This window comes from Staphylococcus caprae (assembly GCF_003966625.1).
GTDB lineage: Bacteria > Bacillota > Bacilli > Staphylococcales > Staphylococcaceae > Staphylococcus > Staphylococcus caprae.
Window position 1 is genome coordinate 803,428 of record NZ_AP018587.1, and the last position, 22,011, is coordinate 825,438.

General features: G+C 34.3%; 22 protein-coding genes. 19 read left to right on the forward strand and 3 right to left on the reverse strand.

The genetic code is table 11. The features are described from left to right. Positions 1 to 4 precede the first annotated feature (4 nt). Positions 5 to 442 carry a 50S ribosomal protein L13 gene (gene rplM, locus JMUB898_RS03730; protein WP_002443708.1) on the forward strand — a complete coding sequence of 146 codons (438 nt, stop codon included), beginning with the start codon at positions 5 to 7 and terminating at the stop codon, positions 440 to 442. Positions 443 to 461: 19 nt separating this feature from the next. Then, positions 462 to 854, forward strand: coding sequence for a 30S ribosomal protein S9 (rpsI, locus tag JMUB898_RS03735; RefSeq protein ID WP_002443706.1), 393 nt, complete (start codon positions 462 to 464; stop codon positions 852 to 854). Between the two features lie 106 nt (positions 855 to 960). Here rpsI and JMUB898_RS03740 read toward each other — a convergent pair whose 3' ends face one another. After that, positions 961 to 1,692 (reverse strand): NAD-dependent protein deacylase, encoded by a 732-nt coding sequence (locus JMUB898_RS03740; RefSeq protein WP_049402035.1) that lies wholly within the window; start codon positions 1,690 to 1,692, stop codon positions 961 to 963. 252 nt (positions 1,693 to 1,944) lie between these two features. On the opposite strand from JMUB898_RS03740, the gene JMUB898_RS03745 reads away from it, so the two are divergent. The 9 genes from JMUB898_RS03745 to JMUB898_RS03785 all read left to right on the forward strand — a co-directional run bounded on the left by JMUB898_RS03745 (position 1,945) and on the right by JMUB898_RS03785 (position 10,418). Continuing rightward, the gene (locus tag JMUB898_RS03745) at positions 1,945 to 2,700 is read left to right on the forward strand and encodes a DeoR/GlpR family DNA-binding transcription regulator (RefSeq protein WP_044466813.1); all 756 of its coding nucleotides are present in this window, start codon (positions 1,945 to 1,947) and stop codon (positions 2,698 to 2,700) included. Between the two features lie 313 nt (positions 2,701 to 3,013). Next, a complete protein-coding gene (lacA, locus tag JMUB898_RS03750) occupies positions 3,014 to 3,442 on the forward strand; it encodes a galactose-6-phosphate isomerase subunit LacA (protein WP_002443699.1) in 429 nt (142 codons plus the stop codon). 14 nt (positions 3,443 to 3,456) lie between these two features. Continuing rightward, on the forward strand, positions 3,457 to 3,972 hold the full coding sequence (lacB, locus tag JMUB898_RS03755) for a galactose-6-phosphate isomerase subunit LacB (protein WP_037541583.1): 516 nt from the start codon (positions 3,457 to 3,459) through the stop codon (positions 3,970 to 3,972). Positions 3,973 to 3,983: 11 nt separating this feature from the next. Further along, on the forward strand, positions 3,984 to 4,916 hold the full coding sequence (lacC, locus tag JMUB898_RS03760; protein WP_002443695.1) for a tagatose-6-phosphate kinase: 933 nt from the start codon (positions 3,984 to 3,986) through the stop codon (positions 4,914 to 4,916). 3 nt (positions 4,917 to 4,919) lie between these two features. Further along, positions 4,920 to 5,900, forward strand: a complete 981-nt coding sequence (gene lacD, locus JMUB898_RS03765; RefSeq protein ID WP_002443692.1) for a tagatose-bisphosphate aldolase — start codon at positions 4,920 to 4,922, stop codon at positions 5,898 to 5,900. A 24-nt stretch (positions 5,901 to 5,924) separates the two neighbouring features. After that, positions 5,925 to 6,239, forward strand: coding sequence for a PTS lactose/cellobiose transporter subunit IIA (locus JMUB898_RS03770; RefSeq protein ID WP_002443690.1), 315 nt, complete (start codon positions 5,925 to 5,927; stop codon positions 6,237 to 6,239). Positions 6,240 to 6,244: 5 nt separating this feature from the next. After that, a complete protein-coding gene (locus JMUB898_RS03775) occupies positions 6,245 to 7,990 on the forward strand; it encodes a lactose-specific PTS transporter subunit EIIC (protein ID WP_002443688.1) in 1,746 nt (581 codons plus the stop codon). A 15-nt stretch (positions 7,991 to 8,005) separates the two neighbouring features. Further along, positions 8,006 to 9,418: a 6-phospho-beta-galactosidase gene (lacG, locus tag JMUB898_RS03780; protein ID WP_002443686.1), complete on the forward strand. Its 1,413-nt coding sequence runs from the start codon at positions 8,006 to 8,008 to the stop codon at positions 9,416 to 9,418. Between the two features lie 133 nt (positions 9,419 to 9,551). After that, positions 9,552 to 10,418 (forward strand): alpha/beta hydrolase, encoded by an 867-nt coding sequence (locus JMUB898_RS03785; protein ID WP_037541801.1) that lies wholly within the window; start codon positions 9,552 to 9,554, stop codon positions 10,416 to 10,418. A 71-nt stretch (positions 10,419 to 10,489) separates the two neighbouring features. Here JMUB898_RS03785 and JMUB898_RS03790 read toward each other — a convergent pair whose 3' ends face one another. Continuing rightward, complete coding sequence (locus JMUB898_RS03790; RefSeq protein WP_002443682.1) at positions 10,490 to 11,740, reverse strand: LLM class flavin-dependent oxidoreductase; 1,251 nt, start codon at positions 11,738 to 11,740, stop codon at positions 10,490 to 10,492. Positions 11,741 to 11,885: 145 nt separating this feature from the next. Here JMUB898_RS03790 and JMUB898_RS03795 point away from each other — a divergent pair, with 145 nt between their 5' ends. From JMUB898_RS03795 to JMUB898_RS03815, 5 genes are all read left to right on the forward strand, one after another. Continuing rightward, positions 11,886 to 12,890, forward strand: a complete 1,005-nt coding sequence (locus tag JMUB898_RS03795) for an NADP-dependent oxidoreductase (RefSeq protein ID WP_002443679.1) — start codon at positions 11,886 to 11,888, stop codon at positions 12,888 to 12,890. An 87-nt stretch (positions 12,891 to 12,977) separates the two neighbouring features. Continuing rightward, entirely contained in the window at positions 12,978 to 13,994 is a 1,017-nt protein-coding gene (locus tag JMUB898_RS03800; RefSeq protein ID WP_002443678.1) for a zinc-binding alcohol dehydrogenase family protein, read from the forward strand. 455 nt (positions 13,995 to 14,449) lie between these two features. Then, a complete protein-coding gene (amaP, locus tag JMUB898_RS03805) occupies positions 14,450 to 14,986 on the forward strand; it encodes an alkaline shock response membrane anchor protein AmaP (protein ID WP_002443676.1) in 537 nt (178 codons plus the stop codon). A 12-nt stretch (positions 14,987 to 14,998) separates the two neighbouring features. Then, complete coding sequence (locus JMUB898_RS03810; RefSeq protein ID WP_002443674.1) at positions 14,999 to 15,238, forward strand: DUF2273 domain-containing protein; 240 nt, start codon at positions 14,999 to 15,001, stop codon at positions 15,236 to 15,238. Positions 15,239 to 15,302: 64 nt separating this feature from the next. Then, on the forward strand, positions 15,303 to 15,812 hold the full coding sequence (locus JMUB898_RS03815; RefSeq protein WP_002443670.1) for an Asp23/Gls24 family envelope stress response protein: 510 nt from the start codon (positions 15,303 to 15,305) through the stop codon (positions 15,810 to 15,812). Positions 15,813 to 15,927: 115 nt separating this feature from the next. Here JMUB898_RS03815 and JMUB898_RS03820 read toward each other — a convergent pair whose 3' ends face one another. After that, a complete protein-coding gene (locus tag JMUB898_RS03820) occupies positions 15,928 to 17,874 on the reverse strand; it encodes an IucA/IucC family protein (protein ID WP_044466816.1) in 1,947 nt (648 codons plus the stop codon). Positions 17,875 to 17,977: 103 nt separating this feature from the next. On the opposite strand from JMUB898_RS03820, the gene JMUB898_RS03825 reads away from it, so the two are divergent. From JMUB898_RS03825 to JMUB898_RS03835, 3 genes are read left to right on the forward strand one after another with little or no spacing between them, the layout of a single operon-like run. Continuing rightward, the gene (locus JMUB898_RS03825) at positions 17,978 to 19,159 is read left to right on the forward strand and encodes an MFS transporter (RefSeq protein WP_002443667.1); all 1,182 of its coding nucleotides are present in this window, start codon (positions 17,978 to 17,980) and stop codon (positions 19,157 to 19,159) included. Beyond that, positions 19,149 to 20,906 (forward strand): IucA/IucC family protein, encoded by a 1,758-nt coding sequence (locus JMUB898_RS03830; protein ID WP_002443665.1) that lies wholly within the window; start codon positions 19,149 to 19,151, stop codon positions 20,904 to 20,906. Before JMUB898_RS03825 ends, JMUB898_RS03830 begins: the two co-directional genes overlap by 11 nt. Before the next feature lie 3 nt (positions 20,907 to 20,909). Further along, positions 20,910 to 21,971 carry an alanine/ornithine racemase family PLP-dependent enzyme gene (locus JMUB898_RS03835; RefSeq protein WP_044466818.1) on the forward strand — a complete coding sequence of 354 codons (1,062 nt, stop codon included), beginning with the start codon at positions 20,910 to 20,912 and terminating at the stop codon, positions 21,969 to 21,971. The last annotated feature ends 40 nt before the right edge of the window (positions 21,972 to 22,011 follow it).

Below are 22,011 nucleotides of genomic sequence, written 5' to 3' on the forward strand. Positions count from 1 at the left end.
TATTATGCGTCAAACATTTATGGCAAATGAATCAAACATTGAGCGCAAATGGTATGTTATTGATGCTGAAGGCCAAACATTAGGTCGTTTATCATCTGAAGTAGCTGCTATCTTACGCGGTAAAAATAAAGTAACTTATACACCACACGTTGACACTGGTGATTACGTAATCATCATCAATGCATCTAAAATCGAATTCACTGGTAATAAAGAACAAGATAAAATGTACTATCGCCACTCAAATCACCCAGGTGGTTTAAAATCAATCACAGCTGGTGAATTAAGAAGAACTAACCCAGAACGTTTATTAGAAACTTCTATTAAAGGTATGTTACCAAGTTCACGTTTAGGTGAAAAACAAGGTAAAAAATTATTTGTATATGGTGGCGCTGAACATCCACACGCTGCACAACAACCAGAAAACTACGAGTTACGTGGTTAATTAGAAGGAGGAAATTACATTGGCACAAGTTGAATATAAAGGTACAGGCCGTCGTAAAAACTCAGTAGCACGTGTACGTTTAGTACCAGGTGAAGGTAACATTACAGTTAACAACCGTGACGTACGTGACTACTTACCATTTGAATCATTAATCTTAGACTTAAACCAACCATTCGATGTTACTGAAACTAAAGGTAACTATGACGTTTTAGTAAACGTTCACGGTGGTGGTTTCACAGGACAAGCTCAAGCTATCCGTCACGGAATTGCTCGTGCATTATTAGAAGCTGACCCTGAATACAGAGGTTCTTTAAAACGCGCTGGATTACTTACTCGTGACCCACGTATGAAAGAACGTAAAAAACCAGGTCTTAAAAAAGCTCGTCGTTCTCCTCAATTCTCAAAACGTTAATTTTGGCGAACACACATCAACACTTCCCATTATTTGGGAAGTGTTTTTTTATGTTATTACAATGATGATGAGACTAACTATAAAGTTCCCAACCTCAAAATATTATCTATTTTTTCGTGACGTTTTCGACAACTTCTGTCATATCATCATGTATGACTAAGTCAGCACTTTGATCATACGGTGTGTGATCTCTATTGATAATTACTAAATTGTCACCTTTAAATTCTGAAACAAAGCCTGCTGCTGGTTGTACTACAAGCGATGAACCAAGGACAACTAGCGTGTCAGCATTTTGTATTTTTTCTAAAGCTTTGAATACTGTGTTTTGATTCAACATTTCACCGTATAATACGATATCAGGTCGTATAATCTGACCACACTTTTCACAATATCGAATGTGGTTGTCCATCACTTGAGATTTTGAGTATTCATTGTAGCAATTGATACAGTAAAAACGATTTAAAGTGCCATGTAATTCATCAACGTGTTGACTACCTGCATCTGTATGTAAGCCATCAATATTTTGAGTAATAACACCTAAAGATTGACCTTCATGTTCTAATTCTGCAATCCATTGGTGTACAATATTTGGTTTTTTATCAGCAATTAATAATCTTTTATGATAAAAATCAATAAAACTTTCTTTGTCATCATTTAAATGATCTACACTTAGTAAATATTCTGGAGATTGTCCATCTTTTGAAATCTCATCAAATAGACCGCCCATTGAGCGAAAATCAGGAATACCACTTGCTACAGAAACGCCTGCACCAGTGAAAAATACAATTTTTTCGGATTCTTCTATCATTTCTTTTAATCGTTGAATTTCCGTATCCATAGAATCACCTCAGTTTTTAAATTTCTTTTTAACTAATCGAAAACTGTTCGTTTTCACCACAAATAATTTATAAGTGAATATCAAGTTTCCATGTTATGATTTTTGTAGCAACATATTTACATAATTGATTACTTTATCATTTTAAAGTATTTAAAGTGTGTTATAAAATTATATTAAGACATTAGAAAAGTAAATTAAAGTTAAAACAAATTAAGTATGTAAATGACGTTATCGTAGGAAGTGGATATAGATATGAACAAATATGATAGGCTAGACGAAATTACTAAACTTGTTAATAAAAGAGGGACTGTTAGAACAAATGAAATTGTAGAAGATTTAAATGTATCAGATATGACAGTTCGTCGTGATTTAGCAGAGTTGGAAGAGAAAGGTGTGCTTACTAAGATTCATGGTGGCGCACGTAGTAATTCTGCATTTCAATATAAAGAGATGTCCCATCAGGAAAAACATACGCACTATATCGAGGAAAAGAGATATATAGCTAAAAAAGCTGTTGAGTTGATTGAGGATGGAGATACTATATTTTTAGGTCCTGGTACGACTGTTCAAAAGTTAGCTGAAGAAATTAATCATCATACGCTCACAGTTATCACAAATTGTTTGCCAGTTTTTAAAATTCTAATGAAAAAACAGAGTCTACATTTTAGAGTGTATTTGTTAGGTGGAGAAATGAGAGATTTAACTGAAGCATTTGTGGGAGAGATGACGAATCAATTATTAAATAACTTGCGATTTAGTAAGATGTTTTTTAGTAGTAATGGAGTTAAAGATGGCGTTGCGATGACTTCATCAATGGATGAAGCTTATACCCAACATCTAGCATTGAATCATTCAATTGAGAAATATTTACTTATTGATTCTTCGAAAATAGGGAAAGATGATTTCTCTTCTTTCTGTGAATTGAAAGAATTAAATGCAGTATTAATGGATAAAAATGATTTGGAAAAGACAGAACAAGTTGAAAAATATGTTGAAGTCATAGACTAACACTTAAAACTTAATAAAATATAGTTTAAGAGAAAGTGCTCTTATACCTCGTCAACCTCTATGGAGCGGAAAGTGAAATCATTCTACAAGAATGAGATTTCACTCTCCGCTCCTTTTCTGTTGATTTGAAGAAGTAGTTTAAACAATAAGTTCACTAAATGTTTGAAATCAAACATCAAACAAACAAAATACAAACAGTATTTGTTGATTTATTGTTGTGTAGTGTTTATAATTTAAACATAGTTAATTGAAAGCGCTTTTCTCTCATTCATCTATTTAGTGCTTTCAAAATCATTTTAAAAGGAGACTTAAAATGACAATTATTATCGGTTCAGATGTAGACGGTAAACGTCTAAAAGATTTAATTAAAGTTTATTTAAAAGAGAACGATTTCGAAGTTCTAGATGTAACAGAAGGTAAAGAGTTAGATTTTGTAGATTCGACAGTATCTGTTGCACGTGAAGTTCAAAAATCCGATGACAATTTGGGAATTGCCATCGATGCCTATGGTGCAGGTAGTTTTATTGTTGCTACAAAAATTAAAGGAATGATTGCAGCTGAAGTTTCAGATGAGCGTTCAGCATACATGACTAGAGGACATAATAATTCCAAAATGATTACTTTAGGTTCTGAAATTGTTGGAGATACTTTAGCTAAAAATGTAGTTAAGGGATTTGTTAACGGTCATTATGACGGCGGACGTCATCAAATTCGTGTAGATATGCTGAATAAAATGTGCTAATAGGAGGAGAACAAATGAAAATTGCTATAGGTTGTGACCATATTGTCACTGATACAAAGATGGAAGTATCACAGTTTTTAAAATCAAAAGGACATGAAGTTATTGATGTTGGGACTTATGACTTCACACGTACACATTATCCAATTTTTGGTAAGAAAGTTGGAGAAGAAGTTGTAAGCGGTAATGCTGACTTAGGTGTATGTATTTGTGGTACAGGTGTTGGTATTAATAATGCGGTTAACAAAGTTGCTGGCGTTCGTTCCGCACTCGTACGTGATATGACTTCAGCTTTATATGCGAAAGAAGAGTTAAATGCAAATGTTATTGGTTTCGGTGGGAAAATCATCGGCGAACTTCTAATGTGCGATATTATTGATGCATTTATCAATGCTGAGTATAAACCTACAGAAGAAAATAAAAAATTAATCGCAAAAATTAATCATCTTGAAACTCATAATGCTAAACAAGAAGATCCACATTTCTTTGATGAATTTTTAGAAAAGTGGGATAAAGGCGAATATCACGATTAAGGAAGATCAACATGATTTTAACTTTAACTTTAAATCCTTCGGTAGATATATCTTATCCATTAGATGAATTACACATTAACACAGTGAATAGAATTCAAGACGTTAGCAAGACGGCTGGTGGAAAGGGACTCAATGTAACTAGGGTGTTATCACAACTCAATGAACATGTTGTTGCGACAGGCTTTTTAGGTGGTAAAATAGGTGAATTTATTGCAGAAAAGTTAAATCACAATCAAGTGGAACATTCATTTTTCAAAATTAAAGGTGAAACACGAAATTGTATTGCTATTTTGCATAATGGCAACCAAACAGAGATTTTAGAACAAGGACCAACCATTGTGGCGGATGAATCTAAAGGATTTTTGAAACATTTGAATGATTTAATACCGAAAGCTGAAGCGGTAGTTATTTCTGGTAGCCTTCCAAAAGGTCTAGATTCAAATTACTATTCAAAAATTATTGATATATGTCACGAAAATGCTAAACCAGTCGTATTGGATTGTGCTGGCGAAACACTTAAATTAGCGCTACAAAACACTCACAAACCTACAGTCATTAAGCCAAATATTGAAGAATTATCACAGTTGATTTCATTGGAACTTAATGAATCTACAGAAGAACTGAAAAATGCTTTAAATCATCAGTTATTTTCAAAAATTGAATGGATTATTGTTTCTTTGGGCGCAAATGGCGCTTTCGCTAAACATAACCAACGATTTTACAAAGTAAACATACCTTCGATTAAAGTACTTAATCCTGTGGGTTCCGGAGATTCAACAGTAGCAGGTATAGCTTCAGCAATTGTTCATCATGAAAGTGATGAGCATCTCCTTAAGAAGGCAAACACCTTAGGGATGTTAAATGCACAAGAAGCACAAACTGGTTATGTAAACATGTCTAATTATACTCAGCTCTTTGACCAAATTGAAATTATAGAGGTGTAAAAAATGGTAAAAACAACTCAAAAAACGGCATCAATTGAACATCTAAGTAATGATAAAGGTGTCATCTCAGCATTAGCTTTTGACCAACGCGGTGCATTAAAACGTATGATGGCGAAACATCAAACAGATGAACCTACAATTGAGCAAATTGAACGATTAAAAGTTTTGGTATCAGAAGAATTAACGCAATACGCGTCATCAATTCTCCTAGATCCTGAATACGGACTACCTGCATCTGAAGCCCGCAATAAAGATTGTGGATTACTACTTGCTTATGAAAAAACAGGATATGACGTTAACGCTAAAGGTCGTTTACCTGACTGTTTAGTTGAATGGTCAGCTAAAAGACTTAAAGAACAAGGTGCTAATGCAGTTAAGTTCTTACTTTACTACGACGTAGATGATGCAGAAGAAATTAATATTCAGAAGAAGGCTTACATTGAAAGAATTGGTTCTGAATGTGTAGCTGAAGACATTCCATTCTTCTTAGAGGTACTCACTTACGACGATAATATTCCAGATAATAGTAGTGTTGAATTTGCAAAAGTGAAACCAAGAAAAGTAAACGAAGCAATGAAATTATTCTCAGAAGCGCGCTTTAATGTTGATGTCTTAAAAGTAGAAGTTCCAGTCAACATGAAATATGTTGAAGGGTTCGCTGAAGGAGAAGTTGTTTATTCAAAAGAAGAAGCAGCTCAACATTTTAAAGATCAAGACGCTTCAACAAACTTACCATATATTTACTTAAGTGCTGGCGTTTCAGCTGAACTTTTCCAAGAGACTCTAAAATTTGCGCATGAAGCGGGAGCTAAATTTAATGGTGTGCTTTGTGGTAGAGCGACATGGGCTGGAGCTGTTCAAGTTTATATCGAACAAGGTGAAGAAGCAGCTCGAGAATGGTTACGTTCAACAGGATTTAAAAATATTGATGAGTTAAACAAAGTTTTGGAAACAACTGCAACGTCATGGAAAGAGAGAGTTTAATTCTCGAAAGGGGACGAATACATCATGAATAGAGAAGAAGTACAATTATTAGGATTCGAGATTGTTGCATTCGCTGGGGATGCGCGGTCTAAATTCTTAGAAGCACTAACAGCTGCACAAGAGGGAGATTATGATAAGGCAGAATCACTAATTGAAGAAGGAAATCAATGCATCGCTGAAGCACATCGGGCTCAAACAAGCCTACTTCAAAAGGAAGCACAAGGTGATGATATTGCCTATAGCGTAACAATGATGCATGGCCAAGATCACTTAATGACAACAATTCTATTAAAAGATTTAATGAAGCACTTAATCGAATTATATAAAAGAAAGAGTTGACCTTTATGAATAAGTTAATAGCATGGATAGAAAAAGGAAAACCGTTCTTCGAAAAAATATCTCGTAATATTTATCTAAGAGCGATTCGTGATGGATTTATTGCAGCAATTCCAATTATCTTGTTCTCAAGTATATTTATTTTAGTAGCTTATGTGCCAAACGTATTTGGATTTACTTGGAGTAAAACCATGGAAGGCATCTTAATGAAACCTTATAACTATACAATGGGTATTGTTGGGTTCATTGTAGCAGGAACAACAGCCAAGTCACTGACCGATTCATTCAATAGAAAGTTGGACAGTACGAATCAAATTAACTTTATTTCGACAATGATGGCTGCGATGTGTGGTTTCTTATTCTTAGCCGCTGATCCTGTTAAAGATGGAGGATTCCTAAGTGCTTTCATGGGTACTAAAGGATTATTAACAGCGTTCATCTCAGCATTTGTAACTGTGATTGTTTATAGTTTCTTTATTAAACACAATATCACAATAAAAATGCCTAAAGAAGTTCCTCCAAATATCTCACAAGTATTTAAAGATATATTTCCTTTATCAGCAGTAATCATCATTCTATATGCATTAGATTTACTTGCTAGAGCTTTTGTTCATACAAATGTGGCAAATGCAGTATTAAAAGAATTTGAACCATTGTTTACAGCAGCTGATGGTTGGGTTGGAGTAACGATAATCTTTGGTGCATTTGCATTCTTCTGGTTTGTTGGTATTCATGGACCATCAATCGTTGAACCAGCGATTGCAGCGATTACTTACGCTAACCTTGAAACAAACTTACATTTGATTCAAGCAGGAGAGCATGCAGATAAAGTCATTACACCTGGTACTCAAATGTTCGTAGTAACAATGGGTGGTACCGGTGCAACATTGGTCGTACCTTTTATGTTTATGTGGCTGACTAAATCTAAACGTAATAAAGCAATTGGACGAGCATCAGTAGTTCCAACATTCTTTGGTGTAAATGAACCTATCTTGTTCGGAGCACCATTAGTATTAAACCCAGTGTTCTTTATTCCATTTATATTAGCGCCTATCGTCAACGTTTGGATATTTAAATTCTTTGTAGATGTACTGAATATGAATAGTTTCAGTATTTTCTTACCTTGGACTACACCAGGTCCTCTCGGTATCGTGATGGGTACTGGTTTTGCATTCTGGTCATTTGTATTAGCCATCGTCTTAATCGTTGTCGATGTCATTATTTACTATCCATTCGTTAAAGTTTATGATGAACAAATTTTAGAAGAAGAGTTAGGCAATAAAGAAGCAAACAATGAATTAAAAGAAAAAGTTTCAGCTAACTTCGATACAAAAAAAGCTGACGCAATTTTAGCTACAGCTGGAGCTGGTGAAGCTACACAAACTCAAGTTGATCAACCAGCAATTTCAAAAGAACAATCTAACCATCAGATTACTGAACAAACGAACGTTTTAGTATTATGCGCAGGTGGAGGTACAAGTGGTCTTCTCGCAAACGCACTTAATAAAGCCGCTGAAGATTATAATGTACCACTTAAAGCAGCAGCTGGCGGTTATGGTTCACATATGGATATTATGAAAGAGTATCAATTAATTATATTAGCACCACAAGTCGCATCAAACTATGAAGATATTAAACAAGACACTGACAGATTAGGTATAAAATTAGCTAAAACACAAGGCGCTGAATACATCAAATTGACAAGAGATGGAGAAGCAGCTCTTGAGTTTGTAAAAAAACAATTTGAAAATTAGATAGGAGTTTTATACATGACTAAGAAATTACCTGAAGATTTTATTTTTGGTGGAGCAACAGCAGCTTATCAAGCAGAAGGAGCGACTCAAACTGATGGTAAAGGACGTGTCGCTTGGGATACGTATTTAGAGGAAAATTACTGGTACACAGCAGAACCAGCGAGTGATTTCTATAATAAATATCCAGTGGATTTAGAATTAAGTGAAAAATTTGGAGTTAATGGCATTAGAATTTCAATTGCTTGGTCACGTATTTTCCCTAAAGGTTATGGCGAGGTAAACGCTAAAGGCGTGGAATACTACCATAACTTATTCAAAGAATGTCATAAACGTCACGTAGAACCGTTTGTCACTTTGCATCATTTTGATACACCAGAAGTACTTCATAAAGATGGAGATTTCTTAAATCGCAAAACGATTGATTATTTCGTAGAATATGCGGAATTCTGTTTTAAAGAATTCACAGAAGTTAACTATTGGACAACATTTAATGAAATTGGTCCAATAGGAGATGGTCAATACTTAGTAGGTAAATTCCCTCCAGGCATTAAATATGACTTTGAAAAGGTATTTCAATCTCATCACAATATGATGGTTGCACACGCACGTGCAGTGAAACTATTTAAAGATGGCCAATATTCAGGTGAAATAGGCGTTGTACATGCCTTACCAACTAAATATCCTTACGACTCTTCTAATCCAGAAGATGTTAAAGCTGCCGAATTAGAGGATATCATTCATAATAAATTTATTTTAGATGCCACATACTTAGGTAAATATTCTCGTGAAACAATGGAAGGTGTACAACACATCTTATCTGTGAACGGTGGTAAGTTAAATATTCCAGAAGAAGATTATCAAATTTTAGATGCTGCTAAAGATTTAAATGACTTCTTAGGCATCAATTACTATATGAGTGATTGGATGAGAGGTTATGAAGGTGAATCTGAAATCACGCATAATGCGACTGGTGATAAAGGCGGTTCTAAATATCAACTTAAAGGCGTCGGTCAAAGAGAATTTGATGTAGATGTACCAAGAACAGATTGGGACTGGATGATCTATCCTAAAGGATTATACGATCAAATTATGAGAGTTGTTAAAGATTATCCAAACTATCATAAAATTTATGTCACTGAAAATGGTTTAGGATACAAAGATGAATTTGACGAAAAAGAAAAAACTGTACATGATGATGCGCGTATTGATTATGTGAAGCAACATTTAAACGTAATTGCTGATGCAATTGCAGATGGTGCTAATGTGAAAGGTTACTTCATATGGTCACTTATGGATGTATTCTCTTGGTCAAACGGTTACGAAAAACGATACGGTCTTTTCTACGTCGATTTTGATACACAAGAAAGATATCCTAAGAAAAGTGCTTATTGGTACAAAGAATTAGCTAAAACAAAAGAAATTAAATAACTAATATATAGGAATCAATCATCAAAACTTTATCAAAAAGGCTCATCACTAATAAGTGGTGGGTCTTTAATTATGAGCAAATCATACTTGAATGATATATAATATATGAACTAGATAAAAATGAGGGATGATGGTGAAGTCAAAATTAACAGCAGTAGTATTTTCAATGATTGCCATAGTGACATTAATATTAGTGATAGCATTAAACAATCGTGAAACAAAGCAAAACAATCATTCTAAAGTAAGCCAATATACTCAAAATCAGGTCGTAACTTTATTCATGCATGGATACGGAGGTAGTGAGAACTCTGAAAAATTTATGGTTAATCAAGCAGTTAAAAAAGGTGTTACTAAAGATGTGATAACTGCAAAGGTAGCACAAAATGGAGAGGTTACATTTGATGGACACTTAGATAAAAATAGTAAAAATCCTATCGTAAAAGTTGAATTTGAGAATAATCAGAATGGTGATTTTAATGAAAATGCGAGATGGATTAAAAATGTTTTAACTCAACTAAAATCACAGTATGGTATTAAACAGTTTAATTTTGTAGCACATTCAATGGGAAACATGTCATTTGCATATTATATGAAGAATTATGGCGGTGATAAACAATTACCTCGACTTCAAAAGCAAGTCAATATTGCCGGGACATTTAATGGTGTATTACATTTAAATGAAAAAGTAAACGAAATTAGTGTAGATCAAAATGGCAAACCAAGTAAAATGAACGAAGACTACAAAAATTTACTATCACTGAAAGATATATACAAAAATAAAGGAATAGATGTTCTCAATATATACGGAGATGTTCAAGATGGCACACATTCAGATGAACGTGTATCAAATAGTTCATCCAAGTCATTAAAATATTTATTAGGAGATAGCCCTAAATCTTATAAAGAAGTTGAATATACTGGCAAGAAAGCCCAACATAGTCAATTACATGAAAACAAAGATGTTGCTAACAAAATCATACAGTTCTTGTGGAACCGATAACCCCCACAATTGAAGCGCACTTATGTTTTCCGCCGCAAATTTTAAAACATAAGTGCGCTTATTTTAAAACATCATCCCAAATTCAATTCATGAGCTAATAACTCAATCAATTCTAATCGTGCGTCTTCTCCATATACATGAGGTAAAATCATGAGTTCATCCATACCATAGCGATGTTTCAACTCTAATAGCTCGCGTGAGACTTCACGAGGTGTTCCGTATATGATTCGACGTTTGTTCTTCTCAAGTTTTTCACTTTCTCGATCGCTATAAACTCGATGTTCAGCGGTTTCAATAGATGGATAAAAATGAGGTTGATCCAAATAGTGAATACGTAATAACCATAGTTGTAAAGCACTTAAAAGACGTTCTACTTTCTCATCGTTTCCAGCAGTTACAACAAACGTGGCCAATATCACATATGGTTTCGCACCACCAAAATTTTCCTCAGCCCCCTCATGTACAGGGGCTCTAGAATACTCTTCATGCCCTCCGTATAAAACCTCACCAAAACTTTCCTTAGACCTTTTACGTGCATGTCCCACAAAACTTTCCTCATCCTCTCCATCATTTGAACGGCCTTCAGAATCCGCATCAAATTTTCCTCTAACGTCTGGCTCTAAAATTTCGCCAATCTTCCCAACAAAACTATCACTAACGTCCTCATCTGACTTTCCACCATATCTCCCATGCCATCGTTCAAATTCATCCCTATATACTTTTATCACTTCATCAATAGACTTTGATGATTGACCCATTTGAGCAATAACGAATGGTAAACCTCGTCTGCCAGCTAACTTAGCGCTTCGTTCACTCATACCTAAGATATACATCTCAGGTGCAGTAGGGATTAACGGCGTAGCTAATAACGACTTGAAGCGGTGCGGGTCATCAATATTATCACTAAAGTATTTTTTCAAATCATCTAATTGTGTCTCAAAGTCTAGCTTTTCTTCTTTATTCTCATTTAACGCTGCATTGACATTTTTGAAACTAGGTGAACGACCGATTGCCATATCGACGCGTCTAGGATGTCGTGCCTCTATAATTTTAAATTGTTCAGCCACTTTGTAAGGACTATAATGAGGCAACATGACACCACCGCTACCGATTCTTATCTTCTTTGTCTGTTCTAATAGGGACATCATGACCATTTCTGGCGCACTTGATGCCACAGAACGTACTTGATGGTGTTCAGCTACCCAATATCTCATATAACCTAGTTGTTCAGCGCGTTGTGCCAATTCTACACTGTGCTGAAATGCTTCGTGCGCGCTTCTATCTTCAAATATCGGTACATAGTCTAATATGCTCAATCTCATTTTAGGAAAATTAAACCTCCCTTACCTCACGAATTACGTCATTTCTCAACGTTTGCCCTCATTATACAAGTGATTTTCTATGATTGCGATGACCATGTTCGAGGTATGATACTTACAGAATTAATTTTAATAAAAGGGTGATACCATGAAAAATGAACAAATCGTATTTAACAAAGTTCCAGATGGAATGCCACAAGATGATACCTTCAAATATGAAGAAACTGATGTGACAGAACCCGAAAATAATGAAGTCCAATTAGAAACATTATATATATCCGTAGATCCTTATATGAGAGGTCGTATGACAAACGCAGACTCATACGTAGAGCCATTCAAAAAAGGCGAACCGTTCAATGGTCACATCGTATCTAAAGTGCTTAAATCCAATGCAGAAGGCTACAGTGAAGGTGACATTGTAGTAGGTATGCTTCCTTGGAAGAAAATCAACACCGTATCTACAGAAACTATAGACAAAGTCCCTTCCACAGACGTGCCGCTTGATTTATATTTAAGCGTACTCGGCATGCCAGGCCAAACTGCCTATCACGGTTTACTAGATATTGGTCAGCCTAAAGAGGGTGAAACCGTTGTTGTTTCAGCCGCATCTGGTGCAGTAGGCTCAGTGGTAGGACAAATTGCTAAGATTAAAGGCTGTAAAGTTGTCGGCATCGCTGGTGGAGATAAGAAAGTGAATTATCTTACAGATGAATTAAATTATGACGCAGCCGTAGATTATAAGAAAGATGACTTCTCTCAAGCATTGAGAGACGCAGTTCCAGACGGTATTGATGTCTATTATGAAAATGTAGGCGGCAAAATTAGCGATGAAGTATTCAAACATTTAAATACACATGCAAGAATTCCTGTTTGTGGTGCCATTTCTTCATACAACCATCCAGAAGACGATATTGGCCCTCGTATTCAAAGTACCCTCATTAAGAAACAAGCAATGATGAGAGGGTTCTTAGTTGCAGAATTCGCTGATGACTTTAAAAATGCTAGCGAACAACTCGCACAATGGGTTCAAGAAGACAAAATTAAAACACAAGTGTCTGTGGAAGAAGGTTTCGATAAAGTACCACAAGCATTTAGAAATCTACTCACTGGCGATAATTTCGGTAAACAAGTAATTAAAGTTGCTGACGTTTAAGCGTTTCATTTTCAAAAAAAGAATCAAAAGTGTGAATTAAATAAAATGCTATAATTAATTTAATAGAACGAACATCGAGGTGGAATCATGAAAGCAATTGGATTTAACGCACCATTTAAATTAGAAGATGGAAATCAATTTCAAGAAATAGAACTTAATATTCCTGAGCCAAAAGGGAAGCAGTTACTCGTCAAGATTCAAAGTATGAGTGTCAATCCTGTGGATACGAAACAACGTATCTTACCAGTCGAGCATCCGCCACGTATATTAGGATTTGATGCAGCAGGTATCGTCGAACAAGTTGGAGAAGATGTCACAATGTTTGAATCGGGAGATAATGTCTTTTATTCCGGATCACCCACACAACATGGGTCTAATGAAGCGTATCAATTAATTGAGGAAGAATTAGTAGCGAAAGCACCAGCTAATCTTACGCCTGAACAAGCGGCAAGTTTGCCACTCACAGGCCTCACAGCTTCAGAAACGCTCTTTGACGTCTTTCAAATTTCACAGGACCCTGAAGAGAATAAAGGAAAATCTCTTCTCATCATTAATGGGGCTGGTGGCGTAGGTAGTATAGCGACTCAAATCGCAAAGCAATACGGCTTGAAAGTGATTACCACGGCTTCCAGAAAGGAAACAATTGAATGGACTAAGTCCATGGGCGCAGATATTGTGTTAAACTATAAAGAAGATTTAAAGGCTCAATTTGAACAACATGACATCAATGAGGTAGATTACATTTTCTGTACATTCAATACAGATTTATATTATGAAAAGATGATTGAATTAATCAAACCACTAGGTCATATCGCAACGATTGTAGCATTTAATGACAAGCAAGATTTAAATCTGCTCAAACCAAAGAGTGTCAAATTTACACATGAATTTATGTTTGCGCGACCAGTCAATCGTACGCCAGATATGATTAAACATCATGAGTATTTGAAAGATATTGCTGAAAAAGTTGAACAAGGACAATATCGTCATACCACTACGAAGGTTATCAACGGTTTAACTACTGAGACACTTTACCAAGCACATCAAATTTTAGAATCTAGTACGATGATAGGTAAATTAGTCATTAATGTAGACAATCAATAATATGACAATGAAACTAGCTAAAACTGAATAACAATTTCCAAATCAATAGCTCTAAGATGTTTTTTTAATGATGTATAGAACCACTAAAGTAGGACGCAAGATCTAACTTTATGCGGTTGTATTATTATAGAGACCGTCTTAGAGTCTTTTTTATCTCTAATTTTATAATCTGTTTTCCATAAGCCATCTCAACTTTAATACTTCGTTTTCCTTCGGATGTGCCGATAACAATATTTCTTTTTATATTCTAAAAACGAAAAAAATTATCAAATTTTTCTAAATATACGTTTTTCACTTAAACAAAGTGGGAATAAATCAATGTAAGTGGTACTTCTTTGAATATTTTTTAAATTAGATATAAAAATGTTTTATTTATGTTTTAAAAAAATATTTATAGGGTACTTAGTTCACATGACAACAAAATTCAACAATGACTAAAGGAGGTGCCATGCGAGGTGAAAAGACTTAAGAATTTCATCCTCGGCCTATTAATAGTCGCAATCGTTGGATTCCTATTGTTTATGTACATAAAGGATAGTCGTATTAAAAGTTACCAAGACTATTTCCTTCAATTCAATTGGTTCCAACCATTATTAATAGGGCTTGCTGGATTACTAATATTGATTGGTCTCATATTAGTACTAAGCATATTCAAACCAACGTATCGCAAACCTGGACTTTATAAAGACTTTGACGATGGTCATATTTATGTATCACGAAAAGCAGTTGAAAAATCTGCATACGATACAATCACTAAATATGATCAAGTAAGACAACCTAATGTTGTAAGTAAGCTTTACAACAAGAAAAACAAATCATTTATCGACATTAAAGCAGATTTCTTTGTACCAAATAATGTACAAGTTAAATCGTTAACAGAAAGCATTCGTTCTGACATTAAAAATAATGTTGAACATTTTACAGAAATTCCAGTACGAAAATTAGAAGTTAATGTACGTGACCAGAAAACATCTGGCCCACGAGTGTTGTAAGGGAGGGATATCATGGCTGATAATAACAATCAAAACGGACAAGACTCTACGCAACAATTGATTAATATCTTTAAAGCGTTCAAATGGCGTATTATTGGATTTCTAGCATTCTTAATTATAGCTATATTATTCCTAACTCTTGGATTTTGGAAAACAATTTTAATTATTGTCTTGTGTTTAATTGGAATTGGAATCGGGTATATGAAAGACCGTACACAAGACTTTATGAATTTCTTGAATAGATGGAGTTAGCTTTTAAAATTAAGAAATTTTCAATTAACAAATTTTAAATATTTATAATAAAGGAGAATGAATTATGGCAGTAGATAACAATAAAGCAAAACAAGCATATGATAATCAAACTGGAGTAAACGAAAAAGAAAGAGAAGAACAACAAAAACATGCTCAAGAAAACCAAGAACCACAATTCGAAAATAAATTAACTTTCTCAGATGAAGTAGTTGAAAAAATTGCTGGTATCGCAGCTCGCGAAGTTAAAGGTATCTTAGACATGAAAGGCGGTTTCGCTGACAGTGTCACTAACGCTTTCTCAAGCGGAAACAATGTAACTACTGGTGTATCAGTAGAAGTTGGCGAAAAACAAGCTGCTGTAGACTTAAAAGTAATCTTAGAATATGGTGAATCAGCACCTAAAATCTTCCGTAAAGTTACTGACTTAGTTAAAGAACAAGTGAAATATATCACTGGTTTAGAAGTTGTAGAAGTCAATATGCAAGTTGACGATGTTATGACTAAAAAAGAATGGCAACAAAAAAATGAAAAAGACAACAAAGAAAACAACCACGACAGACAAGGTTTACAATAATTAACCTTTAAACGTAAAAAGCACTAGGGCAATCGCTCTAGTGCTTTTTTTTGATATAAATGAAGTTGTTGTGTGAATGCACAAACTATTTTAATGTTTTATATTTAATCACTACTTAATGAAGCGGGTTATTTACTTTAATGTACGTATACTCATGTGCTTCATCTTCTAAACGCATCGTTGTAACGCATTTATAATCAATAGTTGGCGCGAAGATGATATCTTCAATCGCCGTGCGACGTTCTTCAGATAAGTCAGTGATGTCATTGAATATCTCTTTTAATGTTGTAGCCATCTCTTGCCAGATTTCATTTTCAAGGATAGTAGAATTAGAAGACTTAGCAATCGTTAGTACAAGTTCACCTAAATGATTCTGTACAGTAGAATAGAAAGCTTTATTAAATACAGAAGTCTTAGAATTTGTTAAAATTCGAGATTTCTCATGGAAATGATCAGTTGCGTAGCCTGCTTGGTTCAATTGTTCAGCATCAATACGTAAGCCTTCAAAATCTCTAATATACATGGTATTTAATGAGCCATCATGATTAAATGTTGCGACAGAATTTTGTAAATGTGCTTCTAAAGCAATACCATATTTAGAATATAGAGGCATGACTAATCCTAAAATCGCTTTACTATACTCACGCATCCATGATTGCGCTGCATCTTCAAATGTTTCGTAACCTCGAGCATCTTGATACGTTTTAATTAACGTTTCAATCGGCTTTTCATCATTGAAAGGATAGGTTGCTACTAAACTTGAAGGAATGACAGGTACAACATTGTCAGGGATAAAGCGATAAAAATTATTTCTAAATAAAGTACCTAATTGCTCACTTCGATCAGTTTGTATTGACGGATTATCGTTTTGATTATAGAAGTGGATACCCGCAACTTCGTCAATGACATTTGAGGCATATTGATTAAATGTTGTATCCTTTGTCAGAATGTCATTTAAAATTTGAGTTACTAACGGGCCATTATGCGTTGTTTGTTCAGATAATGTACGAATCTCACCAGTAATATGCACATTGGTAGATAACTTGATGTGAGGGGCTTCATTTGGTAACTCTGGTACTAACGTTCTGAATGATAATCCGGCATAATACGGAATGGAATATTCACTTATTATCACAAGTTGTTGATTCAGTTCTTCCATATAATCTTGGTGTAAGACATGATCGTATTGCCATGGATGCATAATCATCAGATTGTAATCATCTAAATTGATTGTGTTGTCGAATTCCTTTTCCAAATGTGAATAAATATCTGAAAACATATGTTTCATCGTATCATTGTAATTTGCATTTAAAGCTTGAACACGGCTTACAGAATGGTGGAGTAGAACGACTTTTAATTCTATAGGTTGTGCAAATTCAGAAGAATATTTAAATGTTTCGAATGCATCCATACCTTTACGAAGTTTGGCACCTGGATGTAATGGGTGGCCTTCAACGACAGCTTGTTCTGATCGAAGATAACTGTCTTGATGATTTTTAATAATGTCATAAAGTGGCGCTCTATCATCGCACATTTTGAAATATTGATAGCTCAACGCGAATGTCATGTTCGCAGCACTATTTGTTTGGTCGTCTCTAAATTGCTGGCTTGCTTCATTATCTAATTCAGGCGCTTCAGTAAGGATCCAATCTAAGACCACATTCGGGTGTAGAATACGGTTGAAGTCATCATTATGTTTCCCTTGCTTGTAATAGAAAGGACCTTGCACGTCAACACGATTAAATGCATGCTGTCCAGTGACCGGTGCATATAAATAAACATCTGACTTAGGAAAGTGAATTTCTAAGATAGCAGTTACATTCACGTCATAACCAGCAAATTTATGGCGATTTAATAATTGACTATTGTCATTCCCATTGACTAGATTTTCCCTATGTATAGAAGTTACGAGACGTTGAGTTACTTTATCTCGTCCTTTTAATAATTTATCTTGGAAAATAGATGCCCATTGTTCATCATATTGTTGTAAAAACTGAAAAACATTTTGCTCATCTTTGGTCATCTCGATGTCTTGTTTATTAATAAATTGATTGAAATTCATAATTCACCTCTAAAAAATATTTTACAAAAATAAATAAGATTTGTATAATCCATATTAATGATAATGATAATTATTATCAATTAAAAAGACAGGTGGAAATTAAATGGCAAAATTTTTCTTTTCCAGTTCATTTCTTCTGTTTTTGGGGAATTGGATTGGGCAAATAGGGTTAAACTGGTTTGTGCTTACCACATATCATAACGCAGTTTATTTAGGATTGGTTAATTTTTGCCGACTCGTACCAATTTTGTTATTAAGTGTATGGGCCGGATCAATCGCTGACAAATATGATAAAGGAAATTTACTTAGAATAACAATTTCGTCATCGTTTGTCGTCACTGCAATATTATGTGGTTTAACATTTACTATTGATTCTATCCCAATCGCTGTAATACTCGTGTATGCGACTTTAAGAGGTATATTAAGTGCCGTTGAAACACCTGTGAGACAAGCTGTCTTACCTGATTTATCAGATAAGATTTCTACTACACAAGCTGTATCGTTTCATTCATTTATTATAAATATTTGTCGTTCAATCGGTCCAGCAATCGCAGGTGTCATCTTAGCAGCTTACCATGCGCCAGCAACATTCTTAGCGCAAGCAGTATGTTATTTAATTGCAGTCGCATTTTGTATACCGATTCACTTTAAAGTTGTATCAAATAATGTTGAAGATAAAGAATTTTCATTAAAAGTAGTCATGAATTATTTTAAACGAAACTTAGAAGGAAGTAAGATATTTATTACTTCACTATTAATCATGGCGACAGGATTTTCATATACAACAGTATTACCCGTGCTAACGAATCATATTTTTCCAGGAAAATCAGAAGTATTTGGTATAGCGATGACGTTCTGTGCTATTGGTGGTATCGTCGCAACAGTAGTACTACCGACGATCTTAAACCATTTAAGTTCAGTAAAAATGTATTACTTAAGTTCATTACTATTTGGACTTGCTTTATTAGGCGTCGTTATACACAATTTGGTTATCATGTTCATATGTATTACTTTAATTGGACTATTTAGCCAATGGGCAAGAACTACCAATAGAGTTTATTTTCAACATAGTGTTAAAGACTATGAGAGAGGGAAGGTATTAAGTATCGTTATGATGGATCGCGGTATGATACCTCTTGGAAGTTTAGTAATGAGCTTCTTTGCAGATGTCTTTGGAATATTAACAACATTCCTCATTATGGGTATTGCAACTGTCAGTATCTCAGTCATTTTCTACTTAATACAACGCATTTCGAAGGTGGAGGAAAGTAACAATGGAGCGTAATGAATGGCTTTTAGCAGATAAAAATATACAATATAGAATCATGAACGCAATAATCAAAGAGCGTATTTCTCCAGATGGTATGACAATGACAGAAACAAGCCATCATGTTGAACTTCAATATCACGGTAAAATTTTATCAGTTCATGTAGAGCGAAAAAGCGCCATGGAAAGATATGTGTTCAGTGGGGATGTTATTTATAGCTGTGGTCATGTATCTCAACCGATAGAAAGTTTAGAAGATTTACTTGAAACATTAACACAAGACTTTGATATAGAAATTTCAGAGCGGTTGTATGAAGAATTGATTCATAGTAGGGATAGCTTCATTGAAACGTACAAACATTTTAATAATAGACAATCACTGATACATCAGAGTATGAAATTTGCCAGATTACCTGAATCTTTAAACTTCATTTCTTGGCTACAACATTTACAAGAAAATGGCATTGCCGATGATTTAAGTTACTCTGAAAGTTTAATTGTTGAAGGACATCCTACTCATCCTTTAACAAAGACGAAACTTCCTTTGACAACGAATGAATTAAAAGCGTACGCTCCTGAATTTGAAAAGGTTATCCCTTTAAATATCATGCTGATAGAAAAGAACCATATCGTTACAACATCTATGGAGAATGATGCACAATATATATTAAATAAAGTTATCCCAGAGTATCGTAGTCAATTGAGTACATTTTTAGAACCACTCAATTTAGATATAGATGACTATCGGGTAATGATTGTACATCCGTGGCAATACGAGCACACAATTGGTGAAAAATATAAACAATGGATTGCAGATAAGATTCTGATACCTACCCCATTTACATTAGAATCTAAAGCGACATTGTCATTTAGAACAATGGATTTAATCCATAAACCTTACCACGTGAAACTACCTGTAAATGTTCAAGCAACGAGTGCAGTTAGAACGGTCTCTACAGTTACGACTGTCGACGGCCCTAAGTTAAGTTATGCTTTACAAGGCTTGCTAGATCAATATCCAGGGCTTCAAGTTGCAATGGAACCATTTGGCGCTTATGCAGACGTCGAACCTGATTTAGCTAGACAACTCGCATGCATTATTCGTCAGAAACCCGTTATATTTGAAAATGGCACAACAGTTGTTACTGCTAGTTTGGTTAACCCTAATCCAATCGATCATAAAGCCATTGTTGATAGTTATTTAGAATGGTTAGAAAATGACGTAACCATCGATCATATTAAATATTTCATTGCGACTTACACACAAACATTAGTAAAACCTTTGATTGCATATATTCAAGATTATGGAATAGCTCTTGAAGCTCATATGCAAAACACGATAGTGAATCTGGGACCTAATTATCAAATGAAATTTTTAGTGCGTGACTTAGGTGGCTCTCGTATAGATTTAACAACATTGCAACAAAAAATAGATAACATAGAAGTGACTAATGAAAGCTTATTAGCGCAATCAATTGAAGAGGTCATTGCCAAATTTCAACATGCCGTCGTTCAAAATCAGCTTGCTGAATTAATACATCATTTTAATCAATATGAAGATGTGGTAGAAAAAGAGCTTTTCGATATTGTACAAGAAGAGATTGAAATAGCTATTGACGATGACAAAGCACATGCCGACATTTTAAGGAAAGTATTATTCGGACCCACAATAACAGTTAAAGCGTTATTGAGTATGAGAATGGAAAATAAAGTAAAGAAATATTTGAATACAGAATTAGATAATCCTATAAAAAAAGAGGTGTAGTACATGGCGAGAATCAACGTTAATTTATCTAAAATTAAATATAATGCCAAAGTACTTCAAACTATACTTGAGCGTAAACAGATTCATTTTACCCCTGTAGTGAAATGTGTTGCCGGAGATGAACGGATTGTTTCAACAATTCAATCTTTAGGTATTACACACTTTGCTGAATCTAGACTTGATAATATTGAACGATTAAAAGATTTAGATGTTACGTTTACTCTATTACGCCCCACAACAGAATCTGAGTTTGAAGCAATGGTTTCAAAAGTTAAAATGAGTATTCAAACTGAATTACATACAATTAAGAAACTTAATACGATTGCTAAAAAACTTAATGTGAAACATCAAATCATGTTAATGATTGATTGGAAAGATGGCCGTGAAGGGGTCTTAACATATGATACACTTGATTTCATCAAAGAAATTATGAATTTAAATCATATACAACTTGTAGGTGTTGCATTTAACTTTATGTGCTTTAAGTCTGCTGCACCAGAAGAAAACGATGTATTTATGATAAATAAATTTGTGAGCGCAGTTGAAAAAGAAATGGGTTACAAATTTAAAATTATTTCTGGTGGTAATTCAAGTATGCTTCCACAAACAATGTATAATGATTTAGGTAAAATTAATGAATTAAGAATAGGAGAAGCATTATTTAGAGGTGTGGACACAACAACAAATGAACCGATTGCTAGTTTATATCAAGATGCAATTGTGTTAGAAGCGGAAATTATTGAAATTAAACCACGGATTAATCAACTCACACACCAATCCTATTTACAAGCAATAGTTGATATTGGATATTTAGATACATTTATCGAGGGAATTAAACCAATTGCTAATGATATTAAAATTATTGGTGCTTCAAGTGACCATTTAATGATTGATTTAAACAATCAAGATCATTATCAAATCGGTGATAGAATTCAATTTAGTTTGAACTACGAAGCAGTCTCTCAAAGTATGTATATGAAAAACTTAACCAAAAGTTATATTTATGATTCAAAGATTCAAACACTAATTGAAAATTTTCATACACCAGTTTATGTGAAATCATAATACGATTTTCAATTAGACTAAAGTTATTATATGACTCAAG